Source organism: Paraburkholderia sp. RCC_158 (assembly GCF_041355255.1).
Classification (GTDB): Bacteria; Pseudomonadota; Gammaproteobacteria; order Burkholderiales; family Burkholderiaceae; genus Paraburkholderia; species Paraburkholderia graminis.
The window spans coordinates 1-12,966 of record NZ_JBFUPM010000020.1; the positions used below are offsets into that span (position 1 = coordinate 1).

9 protein-coding genes are annotated in these 12,966 nt (G+C 62.1%); 3 read left to right on the forward strand and 6 right to left on the reverse strand.

Annotated elements, in window-relative coordinates; all coding sequences use genetic code 11:
- Nucleotides 1–123 precede the first annotated feature (123 nt).
- From AB6809_RS28240 to AB6809_RS28250, 3 genes are read right to left on the reverse strand one after another with little or no spacing between them, the layout of a single operon-like run.
- Nucleotides 124–1,341, reverse strand: coding sequence for a carotenoid 1,2-hydratase (locus AB6809_RS28240; protein ID WP_310031788.1), 1,218 nt, complete (start codon nucleotides 1,339–1,341; stop codon nucleotides 124–126).
- Nucleotides 1,341–3,914, reverse strand: coding sequence for an FtsX-like permease family protein (locus AB6809_RS28245; RefSeq protein ID WP_310031787.1), 2,574 nt, complete (start codon nucleotides 3,912–3,914; stop codon nucleotides 1,341–1,343). The genes AB6809_RS28240 and AB6809_RS28245 overlap by 1 nt, the downstream gene beginning before the upstream one ends.
- Nucleotides 3,901–4,650: an ABC transporter ATP-binding protein gene (locus AB6809_RS28250; protein WP_310031785.1), complete on the reverse strand. Its 750-nt coding sequence runs from the start codon at nucleotides 4,648–4,650 to the stop codon at nucleotides 3,901–3,903. The genes AB6809_RS28245 and AB6809_RS28250 overlap by 14 nt, the downstream gene beginning before the upstream one ends.
- 600 nt (nucleotides 4,651–5,250) lie before the next feature.
- Here AB6809_RS28250 and AB6809_RS28255 point away from each other — a divergent pair.
- The gene (locus tag AB6809_RS28255; protein WP_310031783.1) at nucleotides 5,251–6,804 is read left to right on the forward strand and encodes an NADH-quinone oxidoreductase subunit M; all 1,554 of its coding nucleotides are present in this window, start codon (nucleotides 5,251–5,253) and stop codon (nucleotides 6,802–6,804) included.
- Nucleotides 6,805–6,962: 158 nt separating this feature from the next.
- On the forward strand, nucleotides 6,963–7,355 hold the full coding sequence (locus AB6809_RS28260) for a carboxymuconolactone decarboxylase family protein (RefSeq protein ID WP_006052207.1): 393 nt from the start codon (nucleotides 6,963–6,965) through the stop codon (nucleotides 7,353–7,355).
- Nucleotides 7,356–7,361: 6 nt separating this feature from the next.
- Here the strand turns inward: AB6809_RS28260 and AB6809_RS28265 are convergent, their stop codons facing one another.
- The 3 genes from AB6809_RS28265 to AB6809_RS28275 form a co-directional block, all read right to left on the reverse strand.
- Entirely contained in the window at nucleotides 7,362–8,051 is a 690-nt protein-coding gene (locus AB6809_RS28265; protein ID WP_006052206.1) for an HAD family phosphatase, read from the reverse strand.
- 74 nt (nucleotides 8,052–8,125) lie between these two features.
- Complete coding sequence (locus AB6809_RS28270; RefSeq protein WP_310031781.1) at nucleotides 8,126–9,577, reverse strand: cytochrome c peroxidase; 1,452 nt, start codon at nucleotides 9,575–9,577, stop codon at nucleotides 8,126–8,128.
- A gap of 147 nt (nucleotides 9,578–9,724) precedes the next feature.
- A complete protein-coding gene (locus AB6809_RS28275; RefSeq protein ID WP_006052204.1) occupies nucleotides 9,725–11,518 on the reverse strand; it encodes a phospholipase C in 1,794 nt (597 codons plus the stop codon).
- A gap of 404 nt (nucleotides 11,519–11,922) precedes the next feature.
- Between AB6809_RS28275 and AB6809_RS28280 the strand changes: the two genes are divergently transcribed.
- Nucleotides 11,923–12,939 (forward strand): SDR family oxidoreductase, encoded by a 1,017-nt coding sequence (locus AB6809_RS28280; protein ID WP_310031779.1) that lies wholly within the window; start codon nucleotides 11,923–11,925, stop codon nucleotides 12,937–12,939.
- Nucleotides 12,940–12,966 lie beyond the last annotated feature (27 nt).

Genomic DNA, 12,966 nt, shown 5'->3' on the forward strand with positions numbered 1-12,966 from the left:
GCCGATGATAGTGCGGATTACCCGTGTGAAAGTAGGTAATCGTCAGGCTCCCCAGCAGTGTCAGAAACCCCACCCCGCAAAGGTGGGGTTTCTGCGTTTACGGCGCTGGAAAATACGGCGCCGTCACGGCCCGCCCATGCGCAGAGCGCCCGCATAGCCGGTCAGTTCCAGATACGCCCGCCCGAGCTCAGTACCATCGCGGCTCACCCGCGCCGCGCCTTCCCAGTACACCGCGCCGGTGGACTGCCGCGAGTCCAGTTCCTGATCGTCCATCAGCGGATCGAGCTGCCATGTCAGCGCGCCGGTCCTCACCGTCATCGCGACCGGATACGGCGTGTTGGTGCGCGGTGAACGCCACGTGCGGCGCGGCGTGAACTCGACCTCGTTCGGGGCGAAAGTCGTGACATGTCCATCACGATCGCGCATTGCAGCGTGCGCCCAAATAGCGTGTCCGTCGCGGCCGCGCACCTTGAAGGCCATTAAAGCCGACCCGTCGAACAGATTAGCGCCCAACCAGTCCCATCCCACTGCATTCGCATCGAGCAGGGTGCTCGACCATTCGTGATCGAGCCACGCAATGCCCGTTACCGCAGTGGCAGCTTGCGATGAACCGCCTCCAGTGACGGGCCTTGTCACGCTGCCCGACACACACAGTTGCGGCTCGCTGTAGTAGTAGCTCGCCTGTTCCTGTCGCGGGCCCTTGCGGGAGTAGCCGCGCTCGCCTTGAATCAACGGTGCCTGTGTCGGTGTTAGCGTGAGATGCAACGTGAATTCGCCCGCATCGACGGCGACATCGTAGCGGCCATCCGCGGCACGGACGATTTTCCATGCATCGAGCTTTACGTCGGTGTTGGCGGGCTTCGCATACGCAAGCCCGAACCCCTGGCGCGCAATCCGTTGATCGTGCACGAGATGACCCAGTGCCGGATCACTCAGCGCCGCGTGCGCAATGATCAATTGAGAAGGCGCAAAAGTACTCGGGTCCGCGGCATCGTGGCCCGTTGCGGACCGGAAGAAAGTGATCTGGAAACCGAGCGGCTTGTTGTCCGGCGTGTTGAGCCAGCCTGTCGCGTACCACCACTCGGTGCGAAAATCGGCGTGAGCGCCAGTGTCCATCGGCAGCACGATGGGACGTTCTTTTGTGACGACGGCAAACTCCGGCGCTGCGCCGAATGCTGGCGAAACAGTGAGTACGGTAGAAAGGAACAAGACGGAAACTCGCGGACGTACACGCCAAAACCGCGCAACGCGAAGCCTGATCTCAACCGCAACGCGAAGAACGGCCGCGCGCCGCACGAGCCCGCCCGTCGTCGACAAGCGCAACCGCAGCCGCGTTCGCATCACCAGTCCTCCTTGACGGCGCGCAGCGCATCGACGGAAACCGCGCCGCGTCCCGCGAGCACGGCCGTCGAGCACGACGACGCCAGCATCACCAGTGCAACGGTGCCGAGAATAATCCACGGAACATGCAGCGACATGCTCCAATGAAACGATTGCGGATTGACGACGAATACAAGAATGAGGCTGATCGCAAATCCGAGAACGAAGCCCATTGCAATGCCGCATGCCGTGAGCAGACCGCCCTCGAGTGCGAGTACTGCGAGGATCTGCGAGCGCGTTACACCGACATGCCGCAGCATGCCGAACTCACGAGCGCGCGCGAGCGTCTGTGCGGAGAACGTTGCGGCCACACCGAACAAGCCGATAACAATCGCGACCGCCTCGAGAAGATAGGTGACCGCAAAGCTCCGGTCGAAAATCACGAGCGTGCGCGCACGAATGTCGCCGGGCTGCGCGATCTGCAACATCGCGCCGAACGGTAGTGCGCGCAATCCGGCTATTACGCTTTCGACGCTCGCGCCTCGTTCGACGCTTACCGCGACATCGGTCGCACTCATGTCGGCGGTGAGCCGCCGATAATCGGCGAGCCGTATCTGAATGGCACCGCTTTGCCGCACATAGTCGCGCCACACGCCGGCCACGACGAACGCGTGTCCGCGCTCGCCAATCGGCAAGTGAACACGCTGTCCGAGCTTATAGCCGTATAGATCGATCATTGCTTCGGATACCCAAACAGGTGTTTCGTCGCCGTGCAGATCACGAATACCGAGTACAGGTCCCGTCATTTGCAGATTCGCGCCGGGATCGGCCACATCGATTTCGCGGGCAAGTATCGCGATGTCGGGGCGCGCGGGGTCGAGTGTAATATGCGACGCGCGCGTAAAGGCCGCTCTCGCAACGCCTGGGACGCTTGCAAGCCGGCGCTGCTCATCGGCGCTGAGACCGCCGGTGTCGCCATTCTGTGCGACCCGTACATAGAGATCGGCCGATAGCAGATGCACGAGCCAATCTTCGACGGACACGCGAAAGCTCGCGACCATGATCGCCATCGCCACAATCAGCGCGAAGCTCGACAACACGCCGCCCATTGCAATCGACGCATGGCCCGGCGCATTCGCAAGGCGTGCGAGCGCAAGCGTACTCGCGACGCCGCTGCGCGGCCGCATTGCCAAACCGCGGCTCGTTGCACCGAACACAAAAGCGGTCACGCGCGGCATCAATGCAATGCCGCCGATAAGTAACAACGCGACGGCCACATAACCGCCAATGGGCGCGTCGAACCAGGGCGGCGCTTGCGTCAGCAGCGCCGCGATCAGCAGGCATAGCAATGCGGGCCACGGCGTGGCGAGCCGCGCGAGCGCGCCTTCTTCGGCGCCTGCCTTCAGTGCCGACGCGGGCCGTGCGCGTGCCGCTTCGAGTGCCGGCGCGAGACTGCCGAGAACAGCCACCGCGATGCCGAGCGTCAAAAAGAGTGCGCTTGCAAGCGGTTCGAAGCCGACCTGCGGTTGCACGCCGGGAAAATAGCCGCCACCGAGATCGCTGCCAAAAAAGCGCAACGCGCCCGCAGCGAGCGCATAACCCAGCGCGAGGCCACATAGGGAACCGAGCAAGCCGAGCAGCGCGCCCTCGAAGAGAATCTGACGCAATAGCTGGCCGCGTGTCAGTCCGAGTACGCGCAACATCGCAAACTGCGCACGACGACGCACGACACTCAATGCCTGCGTCGAAAAGACGAGAAACGCGCCGGTAAAAAGCGCGACGAGCGCGAGCACGTTCATGTTGATTCGATAGGCACGCGAGAGTCTGTCAGTGCGGCTTTCGACGTCGCGCGTTTCCGCAATGATCCATTGACTACCTAGCTCTTTCTGCAGATCGCGCTTGAAGCGCTCGCGGTCGACGCCACGTTTGAGCTGCACGTCGATGCGCGACAGTTTGCCGACCTTGCCGAATTTCCACTGAACGGCCGCGATATCCATGATCGCGAGCCGTTGTCCTGGCCGTGTTCTGGCGATGCCGCCGGCCACGCGCAAATGCACGAGCGCGGTGCCGTTTTGCAGCACGACCTGATCGCCCGTCTTCACATGCAGCCATTGCTGCGCGGCGGTGGAGAGAAACACGGCGTCGGAGGCGAGCGTGTCGAGCGGCTGCGCGGCTGACGGAACGCCGATCAGATCCGGCGCAATGCGGCTCGCCCTGAATACGTCGATGCCGAGCACCGGCAACGCGGCGTTATATTCATGCACGCTGACGTCGAGCGCCAGTACGGGGCTCGCGAGTGCGACGCCCGCTCTTGTGGCCACGCGCGGATAAATGGACTCGTCGAATAGAGGTTGTGCGCCGCGTACTTGCAAATCTGCCTGGCCCGAAAGACTGCGCGCCGCAGCGGAGAACTCGTTGAAGGCTGCACTGTTGATGAGTTGCACCGCGTAGCCGAGCGCTACGCCGAGCGCGATCGTTGCAATTGCAACGAGTGCCCGTCCGCGATGACTGCGCCATTCGGCGCCGAGCAGCCAGCGCGCGAGAGTGCGATGCCCGCGCGTGCGCGTGGGGCGGTGCGACTCAGCGGGCATCATCGACTGAACGCGCTGCAGGTTGCGAGCCGTATTCCGCGCCTGAAAACGCCTGTGCTTGCGATGCGGGATGCAAGGCGCCGTCGCTGAGAATCAGAATGCGATCGGCAATCGCGGCCGCGGCCTGCGAGTGTGTGACCATCATCGTGGCCGCGCCGGTCGCCTTGCTTTGCGCGCGAAATAACGCGAGCACGCCATGCGCTGTGTCGGGATCGAGATTGCCCGTCGGTTCGTCGGCGAGGATCAAAGTAGGGCGATGCACGAGGGCTCGCGCGATGGCAACGCGTTGCAGTTCGCCGCCCGACAGTTGCCGCGGAAAATCGTCGCCACGGCCTTCGAGCCCGACTGCCGCGAGCATGTCGAGCGCGGCGGAAACGGGCAGTTCATTTAACAGCAGCGGCAATGCGACGTTCTGCGCAAGCGTCAGATGTGGCAGCACGTGAAAGGCCTGAAAGACAAAGCCGAGTTTCTGACGACGCAAACGCGTCGCGGCATTGTCATCCAGACGCGAAACGGCAGCACCGCCGATCATCACCTCGCCGCTGTCCGCCTGATCGAGGCCGGCGATCAGATTGAGCAGCGTCGATTTGCCGACGCCCGAGTCGCCCATGATCGCAACGAATTCGCCGGGCGCGAGCGTGAAATCCAGATTGGCGAGCACGACTCGACCGCTGCCGTACTTCTTGCTCAGCCCGCGGCACTCGAGCGCGGGTATCGCATCTTCGTCACGAAACTGCATGCATGGTCCGCAAAGTACTGTTGATCGCTGAGTATATTCGGCTTCTGTAAGGTGCGTCGGCGCATCGGCTTATTAGTGTCGCGCCGTGCATTGCGCGAAAGTTGGCTGACGCTCGCGCCCTCTGTCGAGCGCACGACAGAACAAAAATTTTTCGCGCTCTATAAAAAAGCGCTCCAGTAGAGGCCGAAAAAGAGCAATCGGGTAATGCCGTATGACGAGTGCCGCGAGTGCCTTGCGTGCGGAGCTTTGAGCGACCCAAAAAAGTTCTCCCAAAGAGCCGGCAAAAGTCCGCTTCCTTCAGCAACTGCGCGACGTCGCCACCAGGTGTCGCGGGATTGTGCAAACGCACATTTTTATTCGTTGCGCAAGAGGCCAAGGGCGCAACAATCCATTGTCTACGGCATCGGCGCATTGTTGCGATGCAAAATTATTCTTATCTTGGTAACCTTCCACCCTTGTCATTCGACTGCGGGTAAACGTGAACTCCGGCACTGCCGATTCACGCAAGTCCGATCAATAGAAGCCTACATTTTCGCTTCAATACTTTCCAAATAGAAAGCATTGCGGCGGCGTTTTGTACTCCAAGTTTCGATAGAGCACATGCCATTGCCTCTTCTTAGTCTACTTATCTGGATCCCTATCGTCGCCGGCCTGGTGCTTCTGCGCGCGGGCTCCGACGCCGCACGCGGCCGCACGCGCTGGCTCGCATTGATCGGCGCCGTTGCGGGTTTCGTGCCGGTGATTCCGCTGGTCGCGAACTTCCGCAATGACGTCACGTCGATGCAATTTGTCGAGAACTTCCGATGGTCGCCGACATTCGACATCGCGTGGCACGTCGGCGTCGACGGTATTTCGCTGTGGCTCGTCGCCTTGACCGCGCTAACGACGATTATCATCGTGGTCGCTTCATGGGAGTCGATCACCGAGCGAACCGCGCAGTACTTCGGCGCCTTTCTGATGTTGTCCGGCTTTATGCAGGGCGTATTCACGTCGCTCGACGGCATGATGTTCTTTGTCTCGTTCGAAGCCACGTTGATTCCGCTCTATCTGTTGATCGGCACATGGGGACATTCCAATCGCTCGTATGCCGCGGTGAAGTTCTTTTTCGTGTCGTTCCTCGGCTCGCTGATGATGCTGATGTCGATGCTGTATCTGTACAGCCAGACGCACAGTTTCGATCTCGCGCTGTGGCGCGAAACGCGGCTTGGCACGATGCCGCAAGTACTCATTTTCCTCGGCTTTCTCGCGGCATTCGGCGTGAAAGTGCCGATGTGGCCGTTGCATACCTGGTTGCCCGACGTGCACCTCGACGGCCCCACCGGCGCGGCGGTGATGATCGGCATGCTGAAACTTGGCGGCTATGGTCTGCTGCGCTTCGCATTGCCGATCGCACCGCAGGCCAGCCATTTTTTCGCGCCGATGATGATCACGCTCTCGCTCGTCGCCGTGATCTACGCAAGCCTTCTCGCGCTCGTGCAGACCGACATGCGCCGACTGCTCGCGTATTCGACCGTGGCCCATATGGGACTCGTTACGCTGGGTCTTTTCGTGTTCAACCGCATCGGTCAGGCCGGCGCGATTGTGCAGATGCTGTCGTATGGCGTGGTGTCCGGCGCGATGTTGTTGTGCACAGGCATGCTTTACGATCGCACGAAAACTGCCGCCATTGACGAGTACGGCGGCGTTGCGAATACCATGCCGCGCTTCGCTGCTTTTGTGATGTTGTTCTCGATGGCGAATATCGGTCTGCCGGGTACTTCCGGTTTTGTCGGCGAATTCATGGTGCTGATGGGCGCGATTCGCTTTAACTTCTGGATCGGCGCAATGGCGGCGTCCACGCTGATTCTGAGCGCGGCTTACACGTTGTGGATGTACAAGCGCGTGATTTTCGGCGCGATCGCAAATGCGCGAGTCGCGGGATTGAAAGATCTCGGTAAGCGCGAGTTCGTATTGCTCGGCGCAATGGCGTTGCTGGTGCTTGCAATCGGACTGGATCCGAAGCCTTTCACCGATGCAATCGATCCGTCTGTCGGTACGTTGCTGGCGCAATCGGAGCGCTCCACGCGTCCGGAGCCGACGCGTCGCGATGGCGGCGAACACCTGCAAGCAGCGGCGCCGGCGGCGGCTGTTGCGGTGACGCGCACGCCAGGGTGATAGGGTAGTGTAAGGCCGGAATAGTCGATTCCTGTTCGGCAAAATGCGCGCACAATAGACGCGGACGCAGACGCAATATGCGGCATAGGCCGCATATGTCGCATCTGCCGAACCGAGCACGAATCGCACTTTTCATGCAGTCAAACACAGGAGAGCCCATGAGTCAGCAGAAAGCCGTGGAGTATTCCGCAGCGTCACCCGAAGTCAAAGCCGTGTACGACGATATCAAGGAGACGCGTCAGGTCGACGACGTCAACAACTTCTGGAAGTACATCGCGCAGCATCCGCCGACTCTCGCGCGCACATGGGACACTCTGAAAGACGTGATGAAGCCCGGCGCGCTCGATCCGTTAATGAAAGAGCTGCTCTACGTGGCCGTGAGCGTGACGAACAACTGCGGTTATTGCGTGGCGAGTCACACGGCCGCCGCTCGCCGTGCGGGTATGACCGACGAGATGTTCGGCGAACTGCTCGCGGTAGTTGGCATGGCTAACGAAACCAACCGCCTCGCGGTGGGATACCGCGTGCCGATCGACGCAGCGTTCGAGTAGCCCGATTCACGCCTTGCCGCGCCACGCGGCAAGCAAGCCGGGCAAGTCGCTCATGTCCCGAAACACCTGCACGACGCCCGCCGCGCGCAACGCGGCTGCGCTGCTGTGCCCGAATTCATTCGGGCAGTAGCCGAACACCGTCGCGCCCGCCGCGACGCCGGCAGTCGCGCCGGTCACCGTATCTTCGACGATCGCGCAGCGCGCCGGGTCCACGCTCAGCGCCGCCGCCGCTGCCAGATAAACATCGGGAAATGGCTTGCTGCGGGGCGTTTCGTGACCGCTAAAGATGCGGCCCTCGAAGCACTCTAGAATGCCCGCCTTCGTCAATTGCAATTCGACTTTCACGCGGTCCGCGCCGGACGCAACGGCAATGCGTCCATTCAACGCTGCATGAATAGCGCGAACCGCTGTGACAGCGCCCGGAATGGCGGCCAGTTCTTTATCGAGCGCTGCGTTGCGGCGCGCGCGGAATTGCATCAGCCAGTCGGTGGTGATCGCCACGCCGGTCCGCGCTTCGATCAACGGCGCTTCGTCCTTCACGGCCTTGCCGACGAAAATCCGCATCGTCTCTTCGATGCTCAATTGCCAGCCTAATTCGCCGAGCATTTCGGTGAGCACGCGGTTCGTAATCGGTTCTGAATCGACGAGCACGCCGTCGCAATCGAAGAGTACTGCGTCGAAGGGGAAATCGGCCATCGGTTGGAGCAGGGCAAGAGTCGGGGAACCGCAAAGAATACCTCAACGGCCCGCGAGGCGCTGCGCAGCCTCACTCATGAGCCGCCCTCGCGATACCCATCGCTCAGCGTCTTCATAAACGCGATGATGTCCTGAATGTCCTCCTCGCTCATCGCGGGCTGGTCGCCCGGTTTGCGGTCGAAAGGCGCGTCGGAAACATCCACGTTCGCGTGATATTGCGCGGGCAAATCGTTGTACTTCTGCACGTGGCCCGATGCATCGCGAGGATAGATTTTTTCCGGCGACGTATTACGCAGATTGTAGAAGTCCATCACCTGCTTCAGGTCGTGATAGACGCCATTGTGGAAAAACACCCTGCGGTTCGCGACATTGCGCAGCGTCGGCGTGAGGAACATGCCGCAGTATTGCGTCTGTTTCGCGAGATCATCACGAAACGGCCCACATACCCCCATATCGAAGAACTTCGGGTCCCTGTTCGCGGGAATGGCGGGATTGCGCGGCACGCCAAGCGCTTCATATTGCGTGTCGGTGAACACGGGCGGCAGGCCGTCCCTCGTCGGCTGACTCAGGTGGCAGCCGGCGCAGTTGGCCTTGTCCTTATCGTTGAACAATTGCAGGCCGTGCAGTTCGGCATGCGTGAGCCGCGCTTTGCCTTCGAGCCAATAATCGTACTTGCTGGTGAATGCGTGAAACGACGGATCTTCGATCTGATAGCGGCCCACTGCGAACATCGCCTCGGAGATCAGCAGGCTCGGGTTCGCAGCAATCGCCGGCCCGAAGATCTGTTTGAACTGATCGATGTACTTTGTCTGTAGCAGCTTGTGCGCGACGTCTTCCGGCGTCTTGTTGGCCATTTCCACTGGATTCGTCAGCGGGCCAATTGCCTGGTCCTGCAAAGTATCGGCGCGGCCGTCCCAGAAGAGTCCGCCTTGCGGCACCATCGCCGGAGCGGCGGGCGTGGCGAGGGCGGTCTTCTGTGCGCGCTGCACGCCGGCGGCTTGCGAAGCGAGTTTCGTGAGATCGACGGGCGCGTCGGTGTCGCCCTGATCGGGGCCAATGCTGAACGGCGCCTGCCGATACAGATACGTGAGCGACGGCGGCGGACGATAACCCGCTTCGTTCATATGCGCGCCTCCGAGCTGAACCGGAAATGCATTGTCCGGCGAATACGAATTCTTTGGCGAGTGGCACGACGCGCACGATTGCGTGCCCGAAGCTGACAGCGACGGGTCGAAAAAAATCTGCTTGCCGAGCAGTGCGACGGCGCTCAACGGCGCGCGAGCCGGTCGCATTAGATGCACGGGTTGCGGATTCGCGCCGGTGATCTCTTCAACGATTGCGCCGACAGAAGCCGGCATGCGTTCGGGATAAACCAGTGCGTACGCGCCAAGCGCAACGGCCGCAATCACGCTGCACACAGCGCCCCATGCCGCGAGTTTCAGCAGCGAGCGGCGCGTGACAATGGGACCCGGTTCGCCGCCGGCGGGAAGGGTCGGCGGCAGGGCGGCGTCTGAAGATCGGTTCATGGCGATGATGACGAATAGTGCTTCAAAAAAGCGAATCGAGCCAGCATGCAGGGGCTGGCTCGACGCCTGATTACGCTTCTACCGTGAGTTGCGCGCGGCCGTCGAAAGACGGCAAGGTTCGCACGCAACCCAGGCTCACGCTTACGCTCAGATTGCCGGCGCGGTCGCGAGCTTCGTGCCGAGGTTCTGATCGAGATACAACGGCGGATTGTTGCCGGACCCCGCGAAGTCGAACATGTTCATGATGCTGCCCGCGGTCGCATCGAACGAACCGCCGCCGATGCGTTGCCCGCCGAGCCAGTTATCCTCGATGAACTTCACGACCGATGCTTGAGTGATCGCCGTGTCGTCGACGAAATTGGCCTTCGCCCACGGCGACACCACGACAAACGGCGTGCGCGTGCCCGGACCGCAACGGCCGTTGACCGCGCCGCCGTTCACGCCTTGCGGCTGCACCGCGCCGGCTGCCGTGCATTGGCCCGCCGCGCTCAGGTTGTCGCTGCCCGCCACCGTCTTGCCGCCCGCCGATTGCGCGGTCGTCGAGTCGAACGACGAACTCGTCGGCGCCTTGTAGCGATGGTCGTACCAGCCGTCCGAATCGTCATAGGCGATGATCACGGCCGTGTTCTTCCAGTCAGGCTGCTGTTGCAGGAAGTTGACGACCTTCGTGACGAATGCCTGTTCGTCGATCGGGTCCGAGTTGCCCGGATGGCCGTCCTCGACAGCCGGCGCCTTCAGGAAGCTGACCGACGGGTAGTTGCCCGCCTTCACCGCGGCAAAGAAATCATCGGTGTCGTACTGATGATGAACCGGCGTTGCCGTGTTATCCAGCGGATCGGTCGCACCGATCACCGCCGTCGACGAAGGACGCGTATGCGCGAGGTTCGCCGTGCTCGCGTAGTACTGGAACCACGCATGGTGCTGCACGTAGTCGGTCTTCGTCGCGTTGAGCACCTGCGAGAACGTCGAGCGCGCGCAGCCGGTCGTGCCGTTTGCGTTGACCGTCTGCAGATTGAAGCCGCCCATGAAGCCGCCCCACGTGATGTTCTTCGCGTTGAGCAGGTCGCCGATATTCTTGTTGTTCGACGACATCGTGCCCGTCACGGCGCTGTTCGCCGCGAGCGTGCAGACGTCGCCCGTGGGGTCCAGGTCGCCGACCATCGTGAAGCCGCCGGCCGAATCCGGAATCGCGTTGCCCGACGTGCCGCCCGCCACGATCACGCCGTTGTTCTGCCCGGACACGACTGCGAGCGCGCCCGGTGTCGACGGACCATACGTGTCGGTGTACGCGTTCTGGTTCATCGCGAAGTGCTGCGCGTAGTTCCATAGCGCTGTGACCGTGTTGCCGTCGAAATAGCCGAGCACCTGGCCCTTGGTCGCGAATGCGCCCGTGCTGCCGGCGATGGTGGAACCGGCCGCCGTGAAGAGCGGGAACGAGTCCATCGCGCCGTTGTTGTACGCGAGCTGTTCCGCGGCGTACGCGTGGTTCTGGCTCGACGTGTTCGCCTGCGAGCGGTCGAGGCGAAACGGCAGCAGATCCGCGGCGGGAAGGCCGAGACCGGCAATCGTCACGGCACCGACCGTGCGGCCCGCCGTATTCGGCGACGTGGAAAGCGCATTCGGATTCGTCGCGATCAGATTGTTGTTCGCGAGGTTGTTGACCGCCGGTGTGCCCGCGGCTGCCGTGAACTGCGGCTCGCCGACGGGATTCGCCGCTTGCGGATAAGTGGCGAAGTAGTGATCGAACGACACGTTCTCGCCGAAGATCACGACGACGTGCTTGATCGGCGTCGCGGTCGCCACGGCGTCCTGCGCGGTCACCGTAGGCGCCGGCGACGAAGCCGGCGTCGACGACGCAGTCGAATTGACGCTGTGATCGCTACACGCGGCGAGCGTCAGCAACGCGGCAAACGGGATGGGTAACAGGGTTCTGCGCAACATGTGACAGGCTCCAGATTCGACTTCGCCGTTCAGCGCTTCCATTGATGCACGTGTGGAGTCCGCTGAAGATCTTGTTTATTGGAAATGGTGCTGTGCCTGTCGACGTGCGCGCGGCAGCCCCGACAGGCTGCGCGCATTGAAGCATTCGATGATTAAGATTTAAGGGCGCGCATATTACGCTGGCTCTCGATCGCCATTCATTTGCATAACGCTTCCTGACGGTCGGCTGTCATGCTGTGCCGCGAGCCGCGCGGCGATTGGCGGGAGCGGGGCGCCGCGCGCGGGATTTGCCCGAAAAACACGAGTCGGCACGCGAGATGCTGCAACACGCGAACCCGGCTCGCGCAGCGCGCCGTCTCCACGGTTCGCTGCCGCCATTCGTTACTTCTTTCGAGGACTTTGCCATGACAGTGAAGCTCAAACCCGTCTCCCAGCAGGTCATCGTCATTACGGGCGCGACGAGCGGCATCGGTCTTGCGACCGCGCGTCTTGCCGCCAGCAGGGGAGCGCGCCTGATGCTGATCGCGCGCGACGAGGAAGCGCTCCGCACGCTCGCCACACAACTCGGCGATCAGGGCGCGCTGGTTGAATACGCGGTCGCCGACGTGAGCAACCAGGCGCAATTGCAGGCCGCCGCGGACAAGGCCATCGCGCGCTTCGGCGGATTCGACACATGGGTGAACAACGCGGGCGGCTCGATTTTCGGACGCTGCGCCGATGTCCCCATCGACGAGCAGAAGGAGTTGTTCGAGACCAACTTCTGGGGCGTCGTGCAGGGATCGATGATCGCGCTTGCGCACCTGAAGCAGCGCGGCGGTGCGCTCATCAACCTGGGCAGCGAGCTATCCGATATTGCATTGCCGCTGCAAGCCGCTTACGTTGCGTCCAAACATGCAGTGAAGGGATACACCGACACGCTGCGCATGGAGTTGATCGAAGAGCGCGCGCCCGTTTCCGTCACGCTGATCAAACCATCGGGCATTCATACGCAGTTCGTCGAGCACGCGCGCAATCATCTCGACGTGCAGCCGAAGTTGCCGCCGCCCGTCTATGCACCGGACATCGTCGCCAAGGCGATCCTGCATGCGGCGTGCACGCCGGTTCGTGATCTGTATGTCGGTGGGGCATCGGCGGCGATGGTGACGTTCGCGCGTCGCGCGCCGAATCTCTATGACCGTGTGATGAGCCGCATCGGCATCGCTTCGCAACGTACGCAGGAACCGCCGCGCACGCCGGACGGCAATCATGGCGACGACGGCGCGTTGCGCGAGCGTTCGGGACAGAAGCGCAGGGTGCTGGAGTCGAGCCTGTACACGCAGGCGTCGATGCATCCGCGGCAAACCGTCATGCTCGCTGCCGGTGCAGCCGCGGTGTGGATGCTCGCGCGCTATGCGAGGTCGTCGCATGCGGGGCGCGCGTGAGCGGTGCGCCGTTGGGCTTGTGATTCA